The sequence below is a fragment of the Pseudomonas extremorientalis genome (assembly GCF_024584605.1).
Lineage (GTDB): Bacteria > Pseudomonadota > Gammaproteobacteria > Pseudomonadales > Pseudomonadaceae > Aquipseudomonas > Aquipseudomonas extremorientalis.
Genome location: NZ_CP089519.1, coordinates 3,018,712 through 3,041,236, shown reverse-complemented (window position 1 = coordinate 3,041,236; position 22,525 = coordinate 3,018,712). Strand labels below are relative to the sequence as shown.

Genomic DNA, 22,525 nt, shown 5'->3' with positions numbered 1-22,525 from the left:
CTGACACTGCCTTTGGACGTCGCTTCTACAGCACTCCGAAGTGCTGGAACAAAAGCGGCTGTATAAAAACCATAAGTCACCGCCAGGAGACACCCCATGCCCATTGCGAATGCAGCGCCGGCGACCACGGTCGCCGATCCCGTCAACACGCTTTACCACAAGATCACCTGGAAACTGATTCCGTTCCTGTGCTTCTGTTATCTGGCCGCCTATCTGGACCGGATCAATATCGGTTTCGCCAAATTGCAAATGCTCGACCAGTTGCAGTTCAGCGAAACCGCGTTCGGCCTCGGTGCCGGCCTGTTCTTTGTCGGCTACATCATCTTTGAAGTGCCAAGCAACCTGGTGCTGGAACGGGTCGGCGCGAAGATCTGGATCGCGCGCATCATGATCACCTGGGGCCTGCTCTCGGCCTGCACCATGCTGGTCACCTCCACCACCCAGTTCTACATCCTGCGCTTTCTGCTCGGCGCGGCCGAAGCGGGCTTTCTGCCGGGCGTGCTGTACTACCTGACCACCTGGTTCCCCACCCACCGACGGGGGCGCATCATCGCGCTGTTCATGATCGGCCTGCCGCTGTCCAGCGTGATCGGCGGCCCGCTGTCCGGCTGGATCATGGGCCACTTCGACCACATCGGCGGTCTGCGCGGCTGGCAGTGGCTGTTCCTGATCGAGGCGGTGCCCAGCGTATTGCTCGGCGTACTGACCTTCTGGGCGCTGCCCAACACCTACCAGCAAGCCAAATGGCTGTCGGACGAGGAAAAGGCCCTGCTGGAAACCGAACTGCACAAGGACGACGCCGATGGCACCGCCAGCAAGCACAGCTTCCGCGACGGGTTCTTCAACCTCAAGGTGTGGATGCTCGGCGGTATCGACTTCTCGATCCTGCTCAGCGCCTACGCCATGGGTTTCTGGATGCCGACGTTCATCCGCAACGCCGGGGTCACCGACACCTTCCATATCGGTGTGCTCACCGCCTTGCCGAGCGTCGCCGCCCTGCTCGGCATGCTGTTGATCGGCGCCAGTTCCGACAAACACCGCGAACGCCGCTGGCACATTATCGTGCCGTTTTTCATCGGCGCGGCGGCGATGGCCACCAGCACCTTCTTCACCCATAACGTAGCGGCCACCGTGGCGCTGTTCGCGATTGCCTCGGCGGCGATCATCGGCGCGGTGCCGGTGTTTTTCAGCCTGCCGGCGACGTTCCTCAAAGGCACCGCGGCGGCCACCGGCTTTGCCCTGGCCTGTTCGGTGGCGAATATTGCCGGTCTGGTGAGCAACTCGTTGATGGGCGTTGCGATTGACGTCACAGGCAGCAGTGCGGGTGCCTTGTGGTTTTTCGCCGGCTGCCTGATTCTCAGCAGCTTCCTGGTCATCGCCTTGCCGGCGAAACTGGTGAACCGTTGATAACCCCAATTATTCCGGATGAACCACCATGCAAGGCTTCTTGAAACGCTGTGCGTTGCTTGTGGCGGTCGGCCTGTGTGCCGGCACCGCGCAGGCGGCGGAAAAGGTCATCTTCGACACCGACTTCAATGTGCTCAACGATGACGGCCAGGCCTTCATCATGCTCGCCCAGCTGCATGCGCAAAAACGCATCGAGCTGCTGGGCATGACCCTGGTCAGCGGCAATGCCTGGGTCGACCAGGAACAGGTCGACGCCCTCAAGGCCGTGGAACGCATGGGCGTGGAGAAAGAGGTGGGCGTCTACTCCGGTGCCGCCTACCCGCTGCTGCACGACTACGCCACCTTTGATGCGCAACAGGCGCTGTTCGGCGCCGGCTGGCCGGGGGCGTTCAAACACCCTCGCCCTACGTCGCCTTCGCAGTTGGTCGCACCACCGGACGGCCTGGCCACCCACACCCCATTGCGCAAGGAAACCGCCGCGCAGTTCATCGTCGACAGCGTGCGCGCCAACCCGCACCAGGTGACGATCCTGGCGGTCGGCCCGCTGACCAACGTCGCCCTGGCGATTCGCTCGGCGCCGGATATCGTGCCGCTGATCAGGCGCATCGTGTACATGGGTGGCGCCCTGGAGATTCCGGGCAACACTACGCCGGCAGCGGAGTTCAACTGGTGGTTCGACCCGGAGGCAGCAAAGATCGTGTTGCGCTCACCCATCGAGCACGTGATTTTCCCCAACGATGTGTGCGAGAAAGTCACCTTCGACAAGGCGGTGTACCAGCGCGTGAGCGCCCAGAAAGGCCCGATTGCCGACCTGTACAAGCATGAATTCGGCCCGCTGTTCGACAAGGACCCGAGCTACCACAGCTTTACCTGGGACAGCTTGCCGGCGCTGTACCTGGTCAACCCCGGGATCGTCACCGAGTCCCGCGACCTGTGGGTGGATGTGGACGCCACGTTCGGCGCCGACTACGGCCGCGCACTGGGCTACGCCAAAGGTGCCCCGGTAGGCACGCAGAAGGCCAAGGTGGTGTTCGGTGTCGACCAGAAAAAATTCTGGGATGGCTACGTCAACCTCGTGACCCTGCCGACGCCGGTCAAGCACTGACCGGCCAGCGCAAAGACGAACACTGCACCTGTGGCGAGCGGGCTTGCCACAGGGTATATATCGTCGGTTATACCTAAAGACCTTGAAAGGGCTGATGCCAAGAGTGGAACCATAAGCCGCCATTACCTAAATAAGGGATATGCACCCATCAATCACCTCACGCAAAACCACTACAATCCCCACCGCATCCGACATAGACGCCACATTGGTAAACCCCATCAACACCCCCTGCCCCCGCCCAGCCTCAAGCGTCCAGGAAGACAGTGCCTGCACGGCCAACCCCGCTCTACCAGCGGCCTCAGCCACGACAAGGTCCGGCACATCCACCACCAACCGCGCCAGCAAATTAATCCCGCCCGCCTGCTCATCCACCCGCAGATACCCCGCACAATGCACGCGCAACGCCTCCACCAGATATGCCCTGCGCTGCGCATACAACTGGCGCATCTTCTTCAAATGCCGGGTGAAATGCCCCTGCTCGAGAAAATCCGCCGCCGTCAATTGCAACAGCTGCGCCCCACGCTGCTGCAACGCCTCGGCCGCACGCTCAAACGCTGACACCAACGACACAGGCACCACCAGATACCCCAAGCGCAACCCCGGGAACAGCATCTTGCTGAAACTTCCGGCATAGATCACTCGGTCATCCGTATCCTGGCTCTTGAGCGCCGCCAAAGGCTGCCCGCGATAGCGAAATTCACTGTCATAGTCATCCTCTACCACCCAACTGCCCTGCTCTCGCGCCCATTCCAGCAAGGCCTGCCGCCGCAGCGGGCTCAACGCCACACCCAAGGGGCTCTGGTGCGCCGGGGTGACTATCGCCAGTCGCGCCCCACGCCCCCGTGCAATGCCCTGCGCGACATCCAGCCCATCGCGATCCACCGGCACCGGCACCAGTTCCACACCGCGATGCCTCAACAACTGCCGCGCATGCAAGTACCCGGGGTCTTCGAACCAGCAGCGCTGCCCCGCCATCGCCAGCGTTTCGCAGACCAGGGTGAGGCCGCCCGCATACCCGGCACACACAACCACCTGCTGGGGCGTGCACTCCACGCCGCGATACAACGCCAGGTAGCTGGCAATCGCCACACGCAGCGCCTGGGTGCCGCGCACGTCGCCCATCGCCAGGCTGTCCGCATCGGTGCGGCGCACTTGCTGGGTCACCAGGCGCGCCCACAATTTGCGGGGGAACGCATCCAGGGCGGGCAGGCCCATTTGCAACGGCCGAGGGCCTGAAGTCACCGGCAGCGCAACCGGCATGGGTTTCACCGACACCTGCGGCAGCGCCTCGGCAATCACGGTCCCCGCTTGCCCGCGCGCCTCGAAGAAACCTTCGCTGACCAGCAGTTGATACGCCGCCTCCACCGTGCCCCGCGCCACCTTGAGCTCCTGGGCCAGCGCCCGCACCGAGGGCACGCGCTCGCCGGCGCGCAATTGGCCCTGGTCGATGGCCTGGCGAAAACGCCGGTAGATTTCCTGGTATTTGGGCAGTGACGACATCGCAAGTGGCTCGGCGGGAAGACAGGCCGAAGTCTGATCATGTCCCAACCCACTTGTCCAATCATGCCCCTGTCAGGCCACCCGGCCAGCCACGAAAATGGCGCATCTCTTCACCGCAATAAGGATCGCCCATGAAACACCGTCTCGACTACGCCCTGGCCGCCCCCGCCGGTTATAAAGCCCTGGGCTCGGTGCACAGCTATATCCACGGCTGCGGCTTGGAAAAAGAACTGATCGACCTGGTGTACCTGCGGGTCTCGCAACTCAACGGCTGCGCCTATTGCCTGGATAGCCATTCCCGCGACCTGCTCAAGCTGGGCGTAAGCCTGGAAAAAATCATGCTGCTGGCCGCCTGGCGCGAGGGTCTGCCGCTGTACACCCCGCGTGAGCAGGCCGCCCTGGCCTGGGCCGAAGTGGTGACGCCGGTCGCGCAAACCCAGGTGCCGGATGCGGATTACGCACAGGTCGCGGCGGTGTTCAGCGACAAGGAAGTCGCCGACCTGACCCTGGCCATCGGCTTGATGAACGCCCTCAATCGTGTCGCCATCAGCTTTCGCAAAGTGCCGGCGGCAATCAAGGCTCACCTGGAGAACCACGGCCATGAATGAACACGTCGAGTTCGTCCAGATGGAAACCGAGGCCGATTGCGTCGCCAGCTTTGCAGTGATGCAGCAGCTGCGCCCGCACCTCACTGACGCCAAGGCGTTCGCCGAGCAAGTCCAGCGCCAACGGCAAAACGGCTATCGCCTGCTCGCCGCGCGGGAACACGGCCAGGTGATCGGCCTGGCCGGCTACCGGTTGACCGAGAACACCCTGTATGGCCGCTTTATCTACGTCGATGACCTGGTGGTAGACGCCACGTTGCAGCGGCGCCGCCTCGGTGAACGACTGCTTGACCACGTGCGTGACGAAACCCGCACCCACGGCTATCGCTGGCTGGTGCTGGACACCGGCATGCACATGGCCCTGGCCCAACGTTTCTATTTCCGCCAGGGCCTGTTGCCCCTGGGCATGCACTTTTCCCAGGACCTCAGCCAATGACCCGTGCCCTGCTCCTCGGTTTCAGCCCCCACGGTAAAGCCGCGCAGACTTTCAAACTGGCCCGTGCCCTGTTGCGCGACCTGGTGCCGCACGCCACGGTGACCGAGCGTGACTACGGCGGCCAGGCGCTGCCGCCGCTGACCCGTGAATATGCCAACGCACTCACCACAGCGGGGGGCTTGAGCGGCAAGGCGACGGCACTCTCGGAACAGTTGATCGTGGAACTGGAAGCCTGCGACCTGCTGATCCTGTGCACCCCGGTGCACAATTTCACCGTGCCGGCGGCGCTCAAGGCCTGGATCGACCACGTGGTACGCATCCAGCGCAGCTTTACGGTGAATGCGCAATTGGCCAAGGTCGGCTTGCTGGAGGACCGGCGCACCTTTGTGCTGGTCAGCTCGGGTAACGCCCGCAAAGGCCATGAACCGGACTTCCTTACCCCGTACATGACCGCGATCCTGGCGACGGTGGGTATTGAGTCGGTAGATTTTGTATACCTGCCGGCCATGGTGCGCGGTGAAGAAGCGGTCAATCGCGCGCTGGAACAGGCCCATCGGCAACTGTCGCTCGCAATCAGCTCTGGCCTATAAAAATAATGGCGCTAGAATCAGCGCCATTCCTGCGCCTGACGCCCTGATACGAGCCCCCCATGAGCTTTGATTTCGACACGATCCACCCACGCCTCGGCACCGGCAGCACCAAGTGGAACCGCTACCCGCAAGACGTTTTGCCGATGTGGATCGCCGACATGGACATCGCCGCCCCACCCGCCGTGCTGAAGGCCCTGCACGCACGCCTCGACCAACAGGTGCTGGGCTACAGCGTCGCGGGGCCGGATGTGCGCGAGGCGATCATTGCCGACCTGTGGAACAAGTACGCCTGGCGCGTGCAGCCGGATGAGTTGCTGTTTTTGCCGGGTGTGGAGCCGGGTTTCAATATGGCGCTGCATGCATTTGTAGAGCCGGGCCAGCCGGTGGTGCTGCAAACCCCCAACTACCGGCCGATCCGCCTCGCGCCGGGGCACTGGAACCTGCCGCGCATCGAAGTGCCGTTCGAGTTGGTCAACGGCGAATACCTCACGCCACTGCCAGCAATGCGCCAGGCACTGACCGGCGCCGGCGCGCTGTTGTTGAGCAACCCGCACAACCCCATGGGCAAAGTCTTCCCTCGCGATGAACTGCTGGCCGTGGCCAATGCCTGCCTGGAACAGGGTGCGCTGATCATCTCCGACGAAATCCACGCCGAGCTGTGCTTCGACGGTCGCCGCCATATCCCCACCGCCAGCCTCAGCCCCGAGATTGCCCAGCGCACCATCACGCTGATGTCGGCGAGCAAGGCCTATAACGTCGCCGGCCTGAAGACCTGCTTTGCCGTGGTGCAGAACGCCGAGATCCGCGAGCGTTTCAACCAGGCCCGTTGCGGCATGGTCGACAGCGTCAGCCCCCTGGGCCTGGAAGCCACCCGCGCCGCCTACAGTGAATGCGCCGACTGGCTCGATGCCTTGGTGCAGTACCTGCAAGCCAACCGCGACTACCTGCTCGACGCCGTGCAGACCCGCCTGCCCGGCGTGGTCATGCACGCGCCGCAAGGCACCTTCCTGGCCTGGCTGGATTGCAGTGCGTTGGGCCTGGATGACCCGCAGCAGTTTTTCCTGGAACAGGCCAAGGTCGGCTTGAGCGCGGGTATCGAATTCGGTGACGACAGCCAACAGTTCGTGCGCCTTAACTTCGGCTGCCCACGGGCGATGCTGGAGGAAGGCTTGCAGCGCATGGAGCGCGCCCTGCGTCACCGCCAGGCCTAATTCACAATTTTTCGCAACGCGTGCCGAACGCCTGCTGTTACTGTTTTTGCCGATACGCCCCACCGGTAACAGCAGGAGTTTCATGGCATGACGACCCAGCCCCTCGATCGCTCGTCCGACCCCAAAGTCCTCCCCCGCACGCCGCCCAAGTCAGGCGCGCAGTTCCATGCGTTGCTCAAGCAAAGCGCCAACAACAAGAAGGTCGAGGCCCAGGACAAGACACCATCGGGGCTGGAGGCCAGTAAAAAAGACGGCTATGAGCTGGCCGCCAAGGATGCCACGCCGCCAGAGACGTTGGCCGACTACAAGGCCATCGGCCCGCCCGATGAAGTCGGCCCCGGGTTGATCCGTTATGAAACCCAGGACGGCAAGAAAGTCATCGTCAGCGAACAGGACAGCCCCGAGCTGTTCAAGCAGGTCAGCCAGGATTTCAAGGCACTGACCGGCGTGGTCGCCAGCCAGAATGCCGGCTACCAGAGCCTCGGCGCCGACGGCACTGCGCCGGGCAAACTCGCCGATTACAAATCCCTCGGCCCACCGGATGAAACCGGACCGGGTGTGATCCGCTACGAGACCCAGGACGGCACCAAGGTCGTCATCAGCCAGCGTGACAACCCCGAAGCCTTCCAGAAAGCCAAGGACGCCTATGCCAGCTTTACCGGCCTGTCCAGCAGTGAAGACGCCGGGTACAAGCGCGCCAGCGACAATGAAGTGTGGCCGCCCTACGCGGGCACCACGGTGGGCCCTGTGGATGAAGTCGGCCCGGGCCTGATCCGCTTTGAAAGCAACGGCCAGAAAATGGTGGTGGCCCGCGACGACAACCCCAAGCTGTTCGACTACCTGGCAGGCCTGCACGCGGTCTACACCGACCCCGGCAAGAAAGCCGTGGTGGAAGGCGAACTGAACAACGGCGCGGTACTGGCCGATGCCAACACCCCGTTGCCGGGCCTGAACGACTACAAGAACTTCAGTTGGAACAACGACCAGAAAGACCACATCCTCACCTACGAGCTGCATGACGGCACCAAGGTGGTGGTGTCGTCCGACGTCAGCCCCGAGCTGTTCAAGAGCGTCGCCACCGCCAATGACACCTGGGCCAAGATCCACACCAGCGAGGGCGAAGGCTACAAGCTGGCCGGGCCGAATGACTTCCTGAAAAACACCGATATCACCTTCGGCTCCCCGGATGAACTGGGCGACGGCCTGATCCGCTATGAAACCAGCGAAGGCAAGGTGATCGTCTCCAAGGAGCTCAGCCCGCAGCTCTACGACGACGTGGCGGCCAAGTGGGAAGCCTGGAGCGCCAGCTCGGTGGACGACACCCGCGCCAAGCACAACCTGCCCAAGGCCGACGACCTGGATGTGCTGAACCTGGACACCGGCGTGCACGCCGATGAAAAGGACGATAAATCGCCGACCCTCAGCGTCAGCGAGCTGGCCACCACGCAACTGATCGACACCTACCGCGAAGGTGTGAAGAACGGCTCGATCCCCAAGGACGACCCGCGTGCGAAGCTGGTCCGGGCCCTCGAAGCGCAAGCCGCGTACCAGAACGGCCATGGCATCACCGGCTACGAGGAAGCCAAGCGTCCATTCGGCACGACTTGGCGCGAGTTCGATGACAAGCAGACCGAGCTGACCTCGGCCGACATGCACGACATCATCGACGGCAAGGCCGTGCAGAAGCAGATCGGCGAACTGTTCAACGACCCCACCGTGCAGGCCGACTACAAGTCGAAGATGGACGAGGCGATCAACAAGCTGCCGAACAAGGACGAGATCAAACAGAAGCTGCTGGACCTCACCTCCAACCCGGACTACGTGCTGTACCTCAAAGACCTGCAAAGCCAGGGCAAGACCTACGAGGCGCAGAAAGACCTCAGCGACACCCTGACATCGCTGTCGCTGTTCGACCCGGCGGCCGCCAGCAAAGCCGCGCAGAACATCCAGGCGGACGGCTTGACCACCGACCTGAATGCCATTCTGTCGGACCCGAGCAAAATCTCCGACGAGAACAAGGAGCTGGCGACCAAGGACCTGTTCGGCCTGCTCAAAGGCGTGCTCAAGGGCAACGTGCTGGACTTGCCGCGCCGCACCCAGGAAACCCTGGAGAAATTCCTCAACGAAGGCCTGCAAGGCAAGGAAAAATCTGCCGCCGTCACCAAGGCCCTGGAAGAGCTGGGCGCCGTGTATCAGAAAAACGGCGTGATCAGCGAAGCCGACCTGAAAACCGCCCTGAGCAAACCCTACATCCCGGTGGCCGATCGCGGCATGCTCGGCGAGGTGTTCAACACCCTCAACAGCAAAGGCATCCTCGGTTCACTGGGCGCCGGTGTGAGCCTGTTTTCCGGGATTTACCAACTGGTGGGCAAAGGCGGCAAGCTCGGCGAAACCCCAGCGCAACGCATGACCATCGCCAAGGACTTCCTGAGTTTTGCCGGCGGCTCCAGCCACTTTGTGCGCCTGGGCGACAAGATCGGCGAGAGCCTGGGCAAAGGCGGCCTGGTGGATTTCCTCGGGCTGGACAAGACCCTGCCGGAGATCTGGGGCAAGACCGGCATGCAGGAGCCGAACTTCGAATTCCGCGTCAGCGAACTGCCCTCGGATGTCAAAGCCAAGATCGCCACGGCCCTCGATGCGGTGCCGGACAGCCAGTACGACGGCATCGCCAAGATGTTCGGCGAGGGCGACAAGGCCGTCACCGAGGCCACCGAAGGCCTGGCCACCCACCTGGATGACGGCCTGGCCGCTGCGGGCGCGGCCAAGCTCGGCGCGTCCAAATCGGCAAAGATCGCCGGTTCCGTGATCAAGGTGCTGGGCCCGGCCACGGACATTGCCGGCGGTTTTGCCGACATCGTACTGGGCGCACTGGCGATCAAGAGCGGCGTGAAGGACAAAGACCCCTTGGCCCAGGCGGCCGGCGGCCTGCAAGTGGCCGGCGGTGCGTTCGGTGCATCGGCCGGGGTACTGGGGGCTGCGGCGCTGTTTGGCGCGGGCACGGCGGCGGCGTTGACCGGGCCGTTGTTCCTGGTGGGTGTGGTGCTGGCGGTGGTCGGCGGGATCATCGGCTACTTTGTCGACCACAACAAAAAGCAGAAGGCCACCGAGAAGGAAAACGACTGGTACCGCGACCTGGCGGGCGACGGTCTGTTGCAGGACAACTGGGCCGACAAGGTCGAATACGCCCACTACGAAATCCACCATTACGGTGGCCGTGACGCGCCGACCGACGACAGCATCTTCCGCTTCCAGCAATCGGAGTGGGAACACTTCGACCAGACGCCACAAAAAGGCGGCTCGTCGAGCAACCGCCTGGATGGCGGGTTGCACAAGGGCTACAAGGACCCGAACGAGAAACCCAAGAGCCTGCCGACGGATGCGCCGCCGGAGAGACCGCAGCCGCATCCACCGGGTGGCAGTGGACCGAAGATCGCTTGAGTCATGCCAGCCCCCGCCTGAGTGCGGGGGCTGTCATTTACAACTTGGCGATGGACACTTCGGTGGACTTCACAAAGGCAATCACTTCACTGCCTACTTTCAATTCCAGGTCCCGCACCGAACGGGTGGTGATCACCGATGTGACGATGCCGGACGCGGTCTGCACGTCGATTTCCGACACCACTTCCCCTTGCAGGATTTCCTTGATCACGCCCTTGAACTGGTTGCGCACATTGATGGCTTTAATGGTCATGTCGGCTTTCCTTCAGGCTGTTGGGTCAATCCGCACGAATGCGCAGGCCCTCAAAATGCGCCATCGACGAAGATATTAAAAGGAATATATATCTCTTTATTTATTCTTTATTGATATATAAAAGCTGTTGCACCATAAACAGCTGATCAACAGTTTGCCCTCTCCCACCACAGCCCTTCCCCCTCGAAGCCCCCGTGATTAGGCGTCAAAAGCCAATGGCACAGAGACTGCATATTCTTTAAAAGCATGATGGAGCATGCGGTTTTATTTTTCTGAATATAAGAAAAACCTTCTCTCAACGCCTTGCCGGAGCTGTTCCATGACCCCCTTCACCCAACGTCTATTGGGCGCCTGCGCTCTTGCCCTGTGCCTGCAACCGCTGGCCCACGCCACCGAAACCGATCCAGCCGAAGTCAACCTGGACTACGCCTACTACTCGCCTGTCAGCCTGGTGCTCAAGCATTTCGGCTGGCTCGAACAAGCCTTGCCGGACTCCAAAGTGGGCTGGGTATTGAGCCAGGGCAGTAACCGGTCCCTGGAATACCTCAACAGTGGTGGCGTGGATTTCGCTTCTTCCGCCAGCCTGTCCGCAGTACTGAGCCGCGCCAACGGCAGCCCGATCAAATCGGTGTACGTCTACAGCCGCGCCGAATGGACCGCCCTGGTGGTGCGCAAGGATTCACCGCTCAACAGCGTCACCGACCTCAAGGGCAAGAAAATCGCCGCCACCAAAGGCACCGACCCGTACCTGTTCACCTTGCGCAGCCTGCAAAAGGCCGGGCTGAAAAAGGACGACGTGGAACTGGTGCACCTGCAACACCCGGACGGCCGCACCGCCCTGGAAAAAGGTGACGTGGATGCCTGGGCCGGTCTCGACCCGCACATGGCCGCCAGTGAAATCCAGGCTGGTTCGCGCCTGCTGTACCGCAACAAGGACTTCAACAGCTACGGCGTGGTGAGCGTCACCGAGAAGTTCGCCAAGGCTCATCCGCAAACCATCACCAAGGTCATCGGCGCCTATGAAAAAGCCCGGGACTGGGCGGTCAAGCACCCGGATGAATTTGCCAGGCTACTGGCCGACGAGTCCGGCCTGCCGTTGGAAGTGGCCAGGCTGCAACTCTCGCGTACCGACCTGAGCACGCCGTTCTTGAGCAGCAAGGACGTGGTGTCGTCCAAGGCCGCCGCACCGATCCTGGTGTCCGAAGAGTTGGTGCGCAAAGGCGTGAATGTGGACCAGGTGATCGACCAGTTGATCGACACTTCGTTCGGCCACTGAGGAGCACGTGATGACCAGCAAAACCCAAGCAGTGCCTCTTGCCACGCCCTTGGCGATCAATCGCAGCGCCTGGCCGAGGCGCCTCAAGGGCCTGGTGTTGCCGGTGCTGATCCTGCTGGTGTTGGAGGTAGTGGTTCGGGTGGGCTGGCTGCCGTCCTACCAGATGCCGGCGCCCAGCGAAATTGCGCTGACCCTCACCGACCTGGCCGAAGGTGCACTGTGGAAACACATCAGCGCCAGCCTCGGCCGGGTAGTGCTGGGGTTCGTCATTGGTGCCAGCCTGGCGTTGGTGTTTGCCGCCTGGGTGGGGTTGAGCCGTGAAGCCGAGGCCTATCTGGAACCGACCTTCGCCGGCTTGCGCTCGATCCCCAGCCTGGCCTGGGTGCCGCTGTTGCTACTGTGGTTGGGCATCGACGAAACCTCGAAGATCGTACTGATCGCAATCGGCGCGTTTTTCCCGGTGTACCTCAACGGCGTGGCGGCCATCCGCGACATCGACCGCAAGCTGGTGGAAGTCGGGCAGATGTACGGTTTCAGTCGGCGGCGCCTGGTGCGTCGTATCCTGTTGCCGGCCGCCCTGCCCGGCCTGTTCACCGGGTTGCGCAGCGGCTTGAGCCTGGCGTGGATGTTTCTGGTGGCGGCCGAGTTGATCGCGGCCACCAAAGGCTTGGGTTACCTGCTCAGCGATGGGCGGGAGACCTCGCGGCCGGACATCGTGCTGGCGGCGATCATCGTGTTGGCGCTGCTGGGCAAGGTCAGCGATGGCCTGCTCGCCGCGCTGGAAAAACGTTGCCTGGCCTGGCGCGATACCTTCCAGGGAGCAGGGCAATGAGCGTGCGAGCGTTGTTGGATATTCATGTAGCGCGCAAGCGTTTCGCCGACACCACCGTGCTGAAAGACGTACGCCTGGCCCTGCAACCTCGCGAAGCCGTGAGCCTGCTGGGCCCCAGTGGTTGCGGCAAAAGCACCTTGCTGCGCATCGTCGCCGGCCTGGAACAGGACTTCCAGGGCGAACTGCGCAGCCCCGACGGCGAAGTCGCCTTTGTGTTCCAGGAACCCCGACTGATGCCCTGGCTCACAGTGGAACAGAACATCGGTTTCAGCGACGACAACCATTACGACAGGGCCTGGGTCACGCAACTGATAGAGGAAGTCGGCCTCAAGGGCTTTGCCCAGGCGTTGCCCAAGGCATTGTCCGGCGGCATGGCGCAGCGAGTGGCCATCGCACGCGGTTTGTACTCACGCCCACAGGTATTGCTGCTGGATGAACCGTTCAGCGCGGTGGACGCGTTTACCCGCATGAAGCTGCAGGACCTGCTGCTGCAACTGGCCGAACACCATGCCATCGCCTTGTTGCTGGTGACCCATGATGTCGACGAGGCGTTATATTTGAGTGATCGGGTGCTGGTGATGGATAACCGGCCAAGCAGCATTCGCCAGGCGCTTGCAGTGGAATTACCACACCCCAGGGACCGGCGTGATCCGCGGCTGGCGCAACTGAAAGCGCTGTCACTGACGGCGTTGCAGCAGGCACACGTGATCTAGGCGATCTTGCGCAAGGTCACCCAGTACCGCGTCCGCGCTTGCACCTCGAGCCCCAGGGTCTGGGCCAGCAGGTTGAGGATGCGGTCAGTGTCGTCCAGGCGAAAACTGCCGGTCACTCGCAATGTTTCCAGGCTCGGATCCCAGCGCAACACACCGGGACGATAACGTTCCAACTCCCGTAAAAAGTCGCCCAGTGTCTGGTTCTGTGCGGTCAGCACGCCGTCGCGCCAGCCCGGTTGCAACACATCGAACGGAGCCCAGGCGCCGAGCCCGTCGGCTTGCAGCGAGGCTTGCCGACCACCCGGCAACGTCACCATTTGCCCGTTCAAGTCGCGTACCTGAACCGAGCCCTGGAGCACCGACACCAGACAACCCTTGGCCATCTGACGGACACACACCTCAGCCTGGCTGACCCGCAACTCGCCATAGCGGGTCTGCACCGTCATCGCCGCTGGCCCTGGCACATTCAGCGCCAGCTCACCGTCCACCAGTGTAATGCGCCGCTGTGCAAGATCCATATCCACCGCTGTCGCCGTGTTGAGCTGCAAGCTGCCGCCATCGGCCAGGGACATGCGCCTGCGCTCGCCGGTGGCGGTGTGCAGGTCGGCGCGCCACGCCTCGATGGGCAACTGGCGGCTGACCAGCCAGGCCGTCGGCACCAAGGCTGCGATACCCAATGCACGCTTGAGCACCGCGCGCCGCCCCGGTTGCGGACGGTCGAGGCTGGCCATCGCCAGGGCCTGGGGCAAGTCACTGAAACGCTGGCGCAGGGTCTGGGCTTTTTGCCAGGTCTGCTCGTGCTGGGGGTGGCTGTCTCGCCAGTGCTGCAACGCGGCGTGGTCACGCTCGGTGGCCGCGCCGGATTCGAGCAGCGCCAGCCATTGGGCAGCGGCGCGGGCGACGTCACGGCTCACAGGTCCACCAGCAGGCAATGTTCGTAGGCCTGGGCCATGTAGCGTTTGACCGTGCGCTCAGACACCTCGAGCCGATCGGCGATGGCCCGATAGCCCAGGCCTTCCAGCTGGCTCCACAGGAAGGCACGGCGCACCAGCACCGGCAAGCCATCGAGCAACTCGTCCAGGGCTTGCAGGGTCTCGAGCACCAGCCAGCGCTGTTCGGGCGATGGCACGCAGGCTTCCGGCAGGCTCGCCAGGGCGTTCAAATAGGCCTGCTCAAGGCTGCGTCGCTGATGGAAATTGACCAGCAGGCGTTTGCCGACGGTCACCAGATAAGCACGCGGCTCCTGCATCTGCGCAATCGGCTGGGCGCTGGCGAGTACGCGCAGGAACGTATCCTGGCTCAGGTCGGCAGCATCCCAGGCATTGCCCAGGCGCCGGCGCAGCCAGCTTTCCAGCCAACTGCGATGGTCGCGGTACAGGCTCGACAAGGTCAGTTCGGGGGCGTGGGTCGGAACAACAGCATCATTCATGGCAAGCGACCTGCACGGCGCGAGTGAGTCTCAAATGAGATTCATTCTATTTAATATCGCGCTGACTGACCATGATCTTTTCAACACTGTGTTTATAGGGAGGCTTCAGCATCGAACACCTGACCACGCCCCACCACACTCCCCGGCTTGAGCACCGCCCCCGGCGCCAACACCGCATTGGCGCCGATACGGCACTGGTCGCCGAGCAACGCGCCAAACTTGTCGCAACCGGTACGCTGCAAGGCGCCGTCGACCCGCACTCGCACCTCCTTGTCATCACGCTCGTTACGGTAGTTGGCGGCGATGCTCCCCGCCTCCAGGTTGATGCCGTGCCCCAGCACCGAATCACCGACGAAATTGAAGTGCGCCAGCTTGCTGCCGCTGAACATGAAGGAGGTCTTCAACTCGGCACCCGGGCCGATGATGCAGTGTTCCTCCAGCCAGCAGCCGCCGCGCAGCAGCGAACCGCTGGCGATAAAGCAATGGGCGCCGATGATCAGGGGTGGCTTGAGCAGCGCACCCGGTTCGACGGTGGCGGTACGGTGGATGGCGATCTCATCCTGGATGACGTACTGGTCTGTCGGCAATTCGGCCAGGAGTTGGCGAACAACGGCAGGCGCCTGGGCGGCCAGCGCCCAGGGCGCGAGGTCAGCCCAGGGTGCAAGAGGAGATTGGGCGAAGTCTGAAATATAGTCGGTGAGGCGGATCAATGCTGAATCCTCCGGCGGTCAGAGAAGTGCAAAACGCTAACATGCGCACACCAGGCTTTACTGTTTGTCTTGTTATGGATATTTTATCCAGATCAGTCAATGAGGTCCGTCCCATGCCATTGCCGACTTACCAAGATGTCGTCGCCGCCGCCCAACGCCTTGACGGTGTCGCCCATCACACCCCTGTGTTCACCTCGCGCACCCTCGACGCACTGACCGGCGCCCAAGTGTTCATCAAGTGCGAAAACCTGCAACGCGCCGGTTCCTTCAAGTTCCGGGGTGCGTTCAATGCACTGTCGCAGTTCGATGCACAGCAGCGCAAGGCCGGGGTGGTGGCGTTCTCGTCCGGCAACCACGCCCAAGGCATTGCCCTGGCGGCGCAGATGCTGGGCATGCCGGCAACCATCGTGATGCCCAACGATGCGCCGGCGGCCAAGGTCGCGGCGACCCGTGGCTACGGTGCCAGTGTGGTGCTGTATGACCGCTTCACCGAAGACCGCGAACAGATCGGCCGCGACCTGGCTACCGAGCAGGGCCTGACCCTGATCCCGCCCTACGACCACCCGCATATCCTTGCCGGGCAAGGCACCGCCGCCAAGGAACTGCTGGAGTTCAGCGGCCCGCTGGATGGATTGTTCGTTGGCCTGGGTGGTGGCGGCATGCTCTCGGGCACGGCGTTGTCGACCCGTGCCCTGGCGCCGGATTGCCAGCTGTACGGCGTGGAACCCGAAGCCGGCAATGACGGCCAGCGCTCGTTCCGCAGCGGCAGCATCGTGCACATCGATACGCCGGCGACCATTGCCGATGGTGCCCAGACCCAGCACCTGGGCAACTGCACCTTCCCGATCATCCGCGACCAGGTCAACGACATCCTCACCGTGTCGGATGCCGAGTTGGTCGGCGCCATGAAGTTCTTTATGCAACGCATGAAAATGGTGGTCGAGCCCACCGGCTGCCTGGGCCTGGCCGCGTTGCTCAACGAGGGTGAACGTTTCAAGGGCCAGCGCGTGGGCATTATCGTCACCGGTGGCAACGTCGATATCGAAAAGTACGCCGCCCTGCTCTGCGAGGCCTCATGAACATCATCCAGACCGCCCATGCGGCACAGCCTGCCGGCCATTACTCGCAAGCCATCCGCCACGGCGACACGCTGTATATCTCCGGCCAATTGCCGGTGAGCCCGGATGGGCGGCACAACCTGGCAGCGTCATTTGCCGAACAGGCGCGGATTGCCCTGGATAATCTATTGGCCATCCTCAACGCCGCCGGCGGAACCGCGCAGGACCTGGTGAAGGTCACCGTGTACGTAGCCGGCGTCGAGCATTGGCCGGCCTTCGATGGCCTTTATGCTGCCGCGCTGGGCGAGCACCGCCCTGCCCGTGCGGTGGTGCCGGTGCCGGAGTTGCACCACGGTTACCTGATCGAGATCGAGGCCATGGCGCGCTACTTGGCGTAGGTGTAGACCGCCGCACGCGACACGCCCAGATGGGACGCTACCGTTTCCATGGCCCGGCGGATGTCCAGGCAACCCGAGTCCTTGAGTTCCTGCATCAGCACACGCCGGTCGGCCGTCTTCAGCGCGCGCGGAGTGGTGGCCAGGCGTGCGGCGAACTGATCGATGCGCGCACGGATCACGTCGGCGCCGGAAGGGTCCAGGGACTCGATGAGCTTGTCGCCGCTGACCGAGCCGAACTGTTCGAGCATGCCTTGCAAGCCCCGGAACAAAGAGAGGTCGACGTTCATGCACAAGGCCGCGACGTACTCGCCGCCGGCGCCCTTGATGCCGATCGACGTGCTCTTGACCTGGCGGCCGTCGCTGAACTGGTTCTGGTAGTTGGCGATGACTTGCGGGTAGTCGGGGTCGGCAATGCGCGCCAGGCCCAGCTCGGTGGTCGGGTCGCCCGGTGCACGCCCGGACAAGTTGTTGTGGATGGCCAGGATCGAGTGCCGGGGGTCGCGCAGGTCGTGCAGCACCACTTCGCAGAAGGGGCTGAAGGTCTTGCTCAGGCCTTCGGCGATCTGTTCGAGCTGGCTGATCAAGTGAGTATCGTCGGGAGAGGTGGTTTTCATGCAAGACAACATATCCAGTCCTGGACAGGGCGTCAATTTACCCCCTGCCCCTCAGTGTGGCGCCCGTACCCGAGGCGTGCGCGGTCAGAGACCACGCTGGCGCAACCACTGCAGAAAGCCTTTCTTGACAGGCACCACCGGTGCCTCTTGCGTCAGCGCCTGCGCGGCGTGCACACGGAAATCCAGCAAGGCCTTCATCGCCTCGCCGATGTCGTGGCGCGCATCCAGGCACGGCTTCAAGTATTCCTTCTCGATGCGGTACAGGGTGCAGAACGTCTTGGCCGAGAAATCCGCCAGCGTCGCCTGGTCCGACAGGATCCCAGCCTCGCCGATCACCTCGCCCGGCCCCATGCGCCCGGCTTCGAATTTGTGCCCGCCCTTGGTCAGCATCACCGAGACCACACCGGACTCAACGATGAACAAATGATCGCTGACCTCCCCGGCCGGCAGGATCATCTCGCCGGCGCGATAGGTGTGCAGGGTCATGTTCTGGCTGAAGGTGTCTTTCTCTTCCTGGCGCAGGGTGGAAAAAATCGACGAACGCTCCAATAAAGCGCGCGCTGCGGACATGGCCGGTGGCGCGCTGCTTTCAGTGGCCGACAGCACGCCGACGCCCGCCGCCTGCAAATGCCGGAAAGCCAGGTCGTAAAGCTGGTTGCGCACTTCGCGCTTGAGGGCCATGGCCGGTACGAATCCGCTGATTTCATACTCGACGCCACCACTGGCCGACGTCTTGAACGCCACACTTGGCGCCGGCGTGCCCAGCAGCGGCCGACACCCTTGCATCGCCCGCTCCAGGGCTTCGATCACCGTTTGCGGCCGCGCATGGGGGCTGACCTGCAGGCTGACCGCCAGGCCGAACATGTCCGCCGGGCGCGAGAAATTGATGATCTTGGCCTTGGCCGCCAGGGAGTTGGGAATCACCGCCATGCTGCCCTGGGAGGTTTGCAGGCGCGTGGCGCGCCAATCGATGTCCGTCACCCGGCCTTCGGTGCCGTCGATGGAGATCCAGTCATCGATTTGATAAGGCTTGGTGGTGTTGAGGACGATCCCGGAGAACACGTCACTCAAGGTACTTTGCAGCGCCAGGCCGACAATGATCGCTACCGCGCCGGAGGTGGCGAGCACACCCTTGACCGGCAAGTCGAGCACGTAGGCCATGGCGGCAATGATCGCGATCAGGAAGATCACCGCCCCCATCAGGTCCTGCAACAGGCGGCCGGTATGCCCGACCCTTTGCATCATGAGCGTGCCGAGCAACACCGTCAGCGTACGCGCAGCGAACAGCCACCAGCCGATCTGCAACGCCGTGGCGGCCAGGTGCAAGGCGGTGTTGTCCGCATAGGGCGCCAGTTGCATGGGGTTCATGCCGTCGTTGAACAGCACCGCGCTGAACACCGCGAAGATCACCAGCCGCGCCGCCAGCTTCCAGTTGGCGAGGTTGGCGGAAATCAGGCGCCACACGGCGATGTCGATCAAGATCAGCGCCAGGGCGCACAGCATCGGGTGATCAGCGATAAATGAGGGCATCCAGGCGACTCCAGGGCGAATGCCGTGAAGATCGCATGAAATGCCGCGCCAGGGTATAGCGGGTGTGCTTACATCTGCCCGAAACGACCCGACTGAAAGTCCACGAACGCCTGGTGAATCTCCTGCTCGGTATTCATCACAAACGGCCCGTGCCCGACGATCGGCTCGTCAATCGGCTCACCGCTGAGCAGCAGCACCTTGGCGTCATCATTGGACTCCAGCGTCAGTTGGCTACCCTCGCGCTCGAACAACGCCAATTGCCCCTGCCGCGCAACTTGCTCGCCATTGACCAGTACCGTGCCGCGCAGGATCACCAGGGCGGTGTTGCGCCCTTCGTGCAGGTCCAGGGTGACGGGCTTGCCGGGGTTCAGGCGCAGGTCCCACACGTCAATCGGCGTAAAGGTACGGGCCGGGCCCTGGGTGCCGGCAAACTCACCGGCAATCAGGCGCAGTTGCCCGGCGTCGTCGGCCAAGGGCAGTACCGGGATGTCGCCATCCACAATCGTCTGGTAACCGGCATCGGCCATTTTGTCCTTGGCCGGCAGGTTGACCCACAGTTGCACCATCTCCAGCGCGCCGCCCTGGCGGGCGAAGGCGGCGGAGTGGAACTCTTCGTGGAGGATGCCTTTGGCAGCGGTCATCCATTGCACGTCGCCGGGGCCGATGGTGCCGCCGGCACCCGTGGAATCGCGGTGTTCGACTTCGCCGTCGTAGACGATGGTCACGGTTTCAAAGCCGCGATGGGGGTGCTGGCCGACGCCGCGACGCTGCTCGGTCGGGGTGAAATCGGCCGGGCCGGCGTGGTCCAGCAACAGGAATGGGCTGATGTGCTTGCCCATGGCGTCGTAGGAAAACAACGTGCGCACCGGGAAGCCGTCGCCGACCCAATGGGCGCGGGGGCTGGTGTAGATGCCGATAAGCTTTTTCATGGTGTACCTCCAAAGTGCATACACCATAAGGCTGCTGGCGATTGAGCACTAGCCGGCAAAAGCAGCCCTGTTCGTCCTACGTATAGGACAATCCCTTGGCCTGACGTTGCCGCAGCAGGTGAAACGCCACGAACGCCGTCAGCGCGAAGCTGGCCTGGATGATGATCATCGGCGCGGCACTGCCGTCCCGCAACTGGCTCAACAAGACACCACTGCAGGTGGCGCCGAACATCTGCGCAAACCCCATCAGTCCCGCCGCCAGGCCTGCACGATGCGCATTGGGCATCACGCCACCGGTCACCGCACCCGGCAACACCAGGCCACCGCCGAGGGTGACCAGCGCAATCGGGATGTCCAGGCCGAGCACCGACAGGCCGAACAGTTCATAAATGACCACGGCCGACACCCCGCCGGCGGCGACCATCGTCACGCCCATCGCCACAATCCGCTGAGGCCCCAGACGCATGATGTTGCGGCGGGTATAGGTGGACCCCACGATCAGCATCGATACGATCAGGCCGAAATTGATGCCGTACTCCAGGCTGCTGAAGCCCAGCAGGTTGATGAACACCGCCGACGAACCGGCGATCACCGCAAACATGGCGCCATAGGTACATGCCAGCGCCACGGCGAACGCCCGGTACTGGCGGCCCTTGAGCAGGTCCAGGTATTGCCCGCCGAGGGTACGCCAGTGACCGGCCTTGGGGTCTAGGTAGTGGTTGCTCTCGCGAAAGAACAGCAACGCCAGCAACAGCACCACGCTGCCAATCGCCAGCGCCAGGAGGATCGGCGCGTGCCAGCCGAACAGCTTGATCAGCAGGCCACCGACCATCGGCGCCACCACGATGGCGTAGAGCATGCCGATCATGGTCAGCGCCAGGGCCGGCCCGGCTTCGGTCTTCCACACATCCCGCACCACCGTGCGCGCCAGCACCAGCGCAGCACAGGCGCCCAGGCCTTGCAGCACGCGGGCGGCAATGAACTGGTGGATGTCGTGGACCAGCAGCATCGACAAGGTTGCCAGCACGTACAGCACCAGGCCGCCGATCAGCACCGGGCGCCGGCCGATACGGTCCGACAGCGGGCCGAACAACAGTTGCCCAAGGCCGAAAGCGGCGACAAATGCCGAGAGCGCCATCAGTGCCGAACCCGCCGGCGCCGCCAGCGCCTGCTCGATGGCGCCCAGGCCGGGAATGATCAATTGGGTCGAGACCTCACCCAGCGCCGTCAGGGCCACCAGTAAAAACAGCAGGCTTCGCGATGGGAGCGGGGCGTTTGTCATGGGGAGCATCCGGGGGCTGGATTAATTTATATTTCGACCATAATATGTGTAAAAAATTATGTCCATAATTTTTTGCCCAATGGTTACCCCGGAGCCCGCCATGCACCCTCTCCCCCTGCGTCTTCTCACGCCCCTGGCCCTGTTGATCGTCCTCAATGGCTGCAACAGCAAGGCCGACACCGCCGCCGAAGTTCCTCAACCTCGCCCTGTCCTGGCCGCCAAAGTCGAAGCGGCCGGCACCCAGCAAAGCGCCTATACCGGCGTGGTCGCGGCGCGTACCGAAAGCGACCTGGGGTTCCGGGTCGGCGGCAAGGTCATCGAACGCAAGGTCGACCCCGGCCAGCATGTGTCCCATGGCGACACCCTGCTGGTGCTGGATATCGGCGACTTCGAACTGGCCCTGCGCTCGGCAAAAAACCGCGTCAGCGCCGCCCAGGCACAATTGCGCCAACGTCGTGACGACGAAAACCGCTATCAGCGCCTGGCCAGCACCGGCGCCGTGTCGCGGCAGATCTTCGACCAATCGGCGACCAACCTGCGCGTGGCCGAAGCCGAACTGGCCGCGGCGCAATCCGACGCCAGCCAGATCGAAAACCGCCGCACCTACTCGGTGCTCAAGGCCGATGGCGACGGCATCATCACCGATGTGCGGGCAGACCGCGGCCAGGTGGTCGCCGAAGGACAGATCGTCGCGCGCCTGGCCCACGACGGTGCCCGTGAAGCTATCGTCAACCTGCCGGAAAACCAACGCGAACAAGCCTCGCAGAAAGCCCTGGCCTTCGCCTTCGGCGCCCCGGACCAGGCGGTGACCGCCACCTTGCGCGAACTGTCCGCCAGCGCTGACCCGACCACCCGCACCTACCGCGCCCGCTACGTATTGCATGGCGCCGTCGATCGCTTCGCCCTCGGCTCGACCATCACCGTGCGCCTGCAAGGCAACGGCCAGGCCCAGCAAACCCGCGTGCCCATCGGCGCCTTGCAGGATGCCGGGCAAGGCACCGGTGTCTGGGTAATCGGCACAGACGACAAGGTCAGTTTCGCCCCGGTGAAAGTCGCCAGCCTCGGCCAGGAAGACGCGCTGCTCGACAGTGGTGTAGCCCCCGGTCAAATCGTCGTCGCCCTGGGTGCGCACCTGCTGCACGACGGTGACGCCGTACGCCTGCTGCCCGCCCAGGTACTGGCCCTCAACCGCAAACAGGACAACTGAGC

The 22,525-nt window shown here is 63.2% G+C and carries 22 protein-coding genes; 13 read left to right on the top strand and 9 right to left on the bottom strand.

The window, feature by feature from the left end:
- The first annotated feature begins 96 nt into the window (after window positions 1–96).
- Entirely contained in the window at window positions 97–1,407 is a 1,311-nt protein-coding gene (locus LUU92_RS13475; RefSeq protein WP_071489532.1) for an MFS transporter, read from the top strand.
- A gap of 28 nt (window positions 1,408–1,435) precedes the next feature.
- On the top strand, window positions 1,436–2,512 hold the full coding sequence (locus tag LUU92_RS13470; protein WP_257103781.1) for a nucleoside hydrolase: 1,077 nt from the start codon (window positions 1,436–1,438) through the stop codon (window positions 2,510–2,512).
- A 126-nt stretch (window positions 2,513–2,638) separates the two neighbouring features.
- Here the strand turns inward: LUU92_RS13470 and pdxR are convergent, their stop codons facing one another.
- Window positions 2,639–4,012 (bottom strand): MocR-like pyridoxine biosynthesis transcription factor PdxR, encoded by a 1,374-nt coding sequence (pdxR, locus tag LUU92_RS13465; RefSeq protein WP_257103780.1) that lies wholly within the window; start codon window positions 4,010–4,012, stop codon window positions 2,639–2,641.
- Between the two features lie 131 nt (window positions 4,013–4,143).
- Between pdxR and LUU92_RS13460 the strand changes: the two genes are divergently transcribed.
- The 5 genes from LUU92_RS13460 (at window position 4,144) to LUU92_RS13440 (ending at window position 10,292) form a co-directional block, all read left to right on the top strand.
- Window positions 4,144–4,620: a carboxymuconolactone decarboxylase family protein gene (locus tag LUU92_RS13460; RefSeq protein ID WP_071489535.1), complete on the top strand. Its 477-nt coding sequence runs from the start codon at window positions 4,144–4,146 to the stop codon at window positions 4,618–4,620.
- Complete coding sequence (locus LUU92_RS13455; RefSeq protein WP_257103779.1) at window positions 4,613–5,053, top strand: GNAT family N-acetyltransferase; 441 nt, start codon at window positions 4,613–4,615, stop codon at window positions 5,051–5,053. The genes LUU92_RS13460 and LUU92_RS13455 overlap by 8 nt, the downstream gene beginning before the upstream one ends.
- Window positions 5,050–5,643 (top strand): FMN-dependent NADH-azoreductase, encoded by a 594-nt coding sequence (locus LUU92_RS13450; protein ID WP_071489537.1) that lies wholly within the window; start codon window positions 5,050–5,052, stop codon window positions 5,641–5,643. The genes LUU92_RS13455 and LUU92_RS13450 overlap by 4 nt, the downstream gene beginning before the upstream one ends.
- Window positions 5,644–5,702: 59 nt before the next feature.
- Window positions 5,703–6,854, top strand: a complete 1,152-nt coding sequence (locus tag LUU92_RS13445) for a MalY/PatB family protein (protein ID WP_071489538.1) — start codon at window positions 5,703–5,705, stop codon at window positions 6,852–6,854.
- An 87-nt stretch (window positions 6,855–6,941) separates the two neighbouring features.
- Window positions 6,942–10,292 carry a hypothetical protein gene (locus tag LUU92_RS13440; RefSeq protein WP_071489539.1) on the top strand — a complete coding sequence of 1,117 codons (3,351 nt, stop codon included), beginning with the start codon at window positions 6,942–6,944 and terminating at the stop codon, window positions 10,290–10,292.
- Window positions 10,293–10,329: 37 nt separating this feature from the next.
- Here LUU92_RS13440 and LUU92_RS13435 read toward each other — a convergent pair whose 3' ends face one another.
- Window positions 10,330–10,545 carry a TOBE domain-containing protein gene (locus LUU92_RS13435; protein ID WP_060752785.1) on the bottom strand — a complete coding sequence of 72 codons (216 nt, stop codon included), beginning with the start codon at window positions 10,543–10,545 and terminating at the stop codon, window positions 10,330–10,332.
- 319 nt (window positions 10,546–10,864) lie between these two features.
- Between LUU92_RS13435 and LUU92_RS13430 the strand changes: the two genes are divergently transcribed.
- The 3 genes from LUU92_RS13430 to LUU92_RS13420 are packed head-to-tail and all read left to right on the top strand — an operon-like array spanning window position 10,865 to window position 13,366.
- A complete protein-coding gene (locus tag LUU92_RS13430; RefSeq protein WP_071489540.1) occupies window positions 10,865–11,821 on the top strand; it encodes an aliphatic sulfonate ABC transporter substrate-binding protein in 957 nt (318 codons plus the stop codon).
- A 10-nt stretch (window positions 11,822–11,831) separates the two neighbouring features.
- Window positions 11,832–12,653, top strand: a complete 822-nt coding sequence (locus tag LUU92_RS13425) for an ABC transporter permease (protein WP_092250254.1) — start codon at window positions 11,832–11,834, stop codon at window positions 12,651–12,653.
- The gene (locus LUU92_RS13420) at window positions 12,650–13,366 is read left to right on the top strand and encodes an ABC transporter ATP-binding protein (protein ID WP_092250256.1); all 717 of its coding nucleotides are present in this window, start codon (window positions 12,650–12,652) and stop codon (window positions 13,364–13,366) included. The genes LUU92_RS13425 and LUU92_RS13420 overlap by 4 nt, the downstream gene beginning before the upstream one ends.
- On the opposite strand, the gene LUU92_RS13415 is transcribed toward LUU92_RS13420, so the two are convergent.
- From LUU92_RS13415 to LUU92_RS13405, 3 genes are all read right to left on the bottom strand, one after another.
- Window positions 13,363–14,280, bottom strand: coding sequence for a FecR domain-containing protein (locus LUU92_RS13415; protein ID WP_257103778.1), 918 nt, complete (start codon window positions 14,278–14,280; stop codon window positions 13,363–13,365). The two genes, LUU92_RS13420 and LUU92_RS13415, sit on opposite strands and share 4 nt — an antisense overlap.
- Entirely contained in the window at window positions 14,277–14,795 is a 519-nt protein-coding gene (locus LUU92_RS13410) for a sigma-70 family RNA polymerase sigma factor (RefSeq protein ID WP_071489544.1), read from the bottom strand. The genes LUU92_RS13415 and LUU92_RS13410 overlap by 4 nt, the downstream gene beginning before the upstream one ends.
- Window positions 14,796–14,887: 92 nt before the next feature.
- Window positions 14,888–15,505: an LbetaH domain-containing protein gene (locus LUU92_RS13405; RefSeq protein WP_257103777.1), complete on the bottom strand. Its 618-nt coding sequence runs from the start codon at window positions 15,503–15,505 to the stop codon at window positions 14,888–14,890.
- 113 nt (window positions 15,506–15,618) lie between these two features.
- Between LUU92_RS13405 and LUU92_RS13400 the strand changes: the two genes are divergently transcribed.
- Both LUU92_RS13400 and LUU92_RS13395 read left to right on the top strand, forming a co-directional pair.
- The gene (locus LUU92_RS13400) at window positions 15,619–16,584 is read left to right on the top strand and encodes a threo-3-hydroxy-L-aspartate ammonia-lyase (RefSeq protein WP_257103776.1); all 966 of its coding nucleotides are present in this window, start codon (window positions 15,619–15,621) and stop codon (window positions 16,582–16,584) included.
- Window positions 16,581–16,961, top strand: coding sequence for a RidA family protein (locus tag LUU92_RS13395; RefSeq protein WP_071489547.1), 381 nt, complete (start codon window positions 16,581–16,583; stop codon window positions 16,959–16,961). The genes LUU92_RS13400 and LUU92_RS13395 overlap by 4 nt, the downstream gene beginning before the upstream one ends.
- On the opposite strand, the gene LUU92_RS13390 is transcribed toward LUU92_RS13395, so the two are convergent.
- The 4 genes from LUU92_RS13390 to LUU92_RS13375 all read right to left on the bottom strand — a co-directional run bounded on the left by LUU92_RS13390 (window position 16,949) and on the right by LUU92_RS13375 (window position 21,316).
- Window positions 16,949–17,575: a helix-turn-helix transcriptional regulator gene (locus tag LUU92_RS13390; RefSeq protein ID WP_071489548.1), complete on the bottom strand. Its 627-nt coding sequence runs from the start codon at window positions 17,573–17,575 to the stop codon at window positions 16,949–16,951. The two genes, LUU92_RS13395 and LUU92_RS13390, sit on opposite strands and share 13 nt — an antisense overlap.
- 84 nt (window positions 17,576–17,659) lie before the next feature.
- Window positions 17,660–19,105, bottom strand: coding sequence for a mechanosensitive ion channel family protein (locus tag LUU92_RS13385; protein WP_092250268.1), 1,446 nt, complete (start codon window positions 19,103–19,105; stop codon window positions 17,660–17,662).
- Between the two features lie 68 nt (window positions 19,106–19,173).
- Window positions 19,174–20,034: a pirin family protein gene (locus tag LUU92_RS13380; RefSeq protein ID WP_071489550.1), complete on the bottom strand. Its 861-nt coding sequence runs from the start codon at window positions 20,032–20,034 to the stop codon at window positions 19,174–19,176.
- A 76-nt stretch (window positions 20,035–20,110) separates the two neighbouring features.
- Window positions 20,111–21,316, bottom strand: coding sequence for a multidrug effflux MFS transporter (locus LUU92_RS13375; protein ID WP_257103775.1), 1,206 nt, complete (start codon window positions 21,314–21,316; stop codon window positions 20,111–20,113).
- Between the two features lie 100 nt (window positions 21,317–21,416).
- Between LUU92_RS13375 and LUU92_RS13370 the strand changes: the two genes are divergently transcribed.
- A complete protein-coding gene (locus LUU92_RS13370; protein WP_257103774.1) occupies window positions 21,417–22,523 on the top strand; it encodes an efflux RND transporter periplasmic adaptor subunit in 1,107 nt (368 codons plus the stop codon).
- Window positions 22,524–22,525: the final 2 nt, after the last annotated feature.

What these genes read in the sequence shown, in the direction of transcription:
- LUU92_RS13475 (WP_071489532.1), top strand. Translation starts at nt 97, where the DNA reads ATGCCCATTGCGAATGCAGCGCCGGCGACCACGGTCGCCGATCCCGTC.
- LUU92_RS13470 (WP_257103781.1), top strand. Translation starts at nt 1,436, where the DNA reads ATGCAAGGCTTCTTGAAACGCTGTGCGTTGCTTGTGGCGGTCGGCCTG.
- pdxR (WP_257103780.1), bottom strand. Translation starts at nt 4,012, where the DNA reads ATGTCGTCACTGCCCAAATACCAGGAAATCTACCGGCGTTTTCGCCAG.
- LUU92_RS13460 (WP_071489535.1), top strand. Translation starts at nt 4,144, where the DNA reads ATGAAACACCGTCTCGACTACGCCCTGGCCGCCCCCGCCGGTTATAAA.
- LUU92_RS13455 (WP_257103779.1), top strand. Translation starts at nt 4,613, where the DNA reads ATGAATGAACACGTCGAGTTCGTCCAGATGGAAACCGAGGCCGATTGC.
- LUU92_RS13450 (WP_071489537.1), top strand. Translation starts at nt 5,050, where the DNA reads ATGACCCGTGCCCTGCTCCTCGGTTTCAGCCCCCACGGTAAAGCCGCG.
- LUU92_RS13445 (WP_071489538.1), top strand. Translation starts at nt 5,703, where the DNA reads ATGAGCTTTGATTTCGACACGATCCACCCACGCCTCGGCACCGGCAGC.
- LUU92_RS13440 (WP_071489539.1), top strand. Translation starts at nt 6,942, where the DNA reads ATGACGACCCAGCCCCTCGATCGCTCGTCCGACCCCAAAGTCCTCCCC.
- LUU92_RS13435 (WP_060752785.1), bottom strand. Translation starts at nt 10,545, where the DNA reads ATGACCATTAAAGCCATCAATGTGCGCAACCAGTTCAAGGGCGTGATC.
- LUU92_RS13430 (WP_071489540.1), top strand. Translation starts at nt 10,865, where the DNA reads ATGACCCCCTTCACCCAACGTCTATTGGGCGCCTGCGCTCTTGCCCTG.
- LUU92_RS13425 (WP_092250254.1), top strand. Translation starts at nt 11,832, where the DNA reads ATGACCAGCAAAACCCAAGCAGTGCCTCTTGCCACGCCCTTGGCGATC.
- LUU92_RS13420 (WP_092250256.1), top strand. Translation starts at nt 12,650, where the DNA reads ATGAGCGTGCGAGCGTTGTTGGATATTCATGTAGCGCGCAAGCGTTTC.
- LUU92_RS13410 (WP_071489544.1), bottom strand. Translation starts at nt 14,795, where the DNA reads ATGAATGATGCTGTTGTTCCGACCCACGCCCCCGAACTGACCTTGTCG.
- LUU92_RS13400 (WP_257103776.1), top strand. Translation starts at nt 15,619, where the DNA reads ATGCCATTGCCGACTTACCAAGATGTCGTCGCCGCCGCCCAACGCCTT.
- LUU92_RS13395 (WP_071489547.1), top strand. Translation starts at nt 16,581, where the DNA reads ATGAACATCATCCAGACCGCCCATGCGGCACAGCCTGCCGGCCATTAC.
- LUU92_RS13390 (WP_071489548.1), bottom strand. Translation starts at nt 17,575, where the DNA reads ATGAAAACCACCTCTCCCGACGATACTCACTTGATCAGCCAGCTCGAA.
- LUU92_RS13385 (WP_092250268.1), bottom strand. Translation starts at nt 19,105, where the DNA reads ATGCCCTCATTTATCGCTGATCACCCGATGCTGTGCGCCCTGGCGCTG.
- LUU92_RS13380 (WP_071489550.1), bottom strand. Translation starts at nt 20,034, where the DNA reads ATGAAAAAGCTTATCGGCATCTACACCAGCCCCCGCGCCCATTGGGTC.
- LUU92_RS13375 (WP_257103775.1), bottom strand. Translation starts at nt 21,316, where the DNA reads ATGACAAACGCCCCGCTCCCATCGCGAAGCCTGCTGTTTTTACTGGTG.
- LUU92_RS13370 (WP_257103774.1), top strand. Translation starts at nt 21,417, where the DNA reads ATGCACCCTCTCCCCCTGCGTCTTCTCACGCCCCTGGCCCTGTTGATC.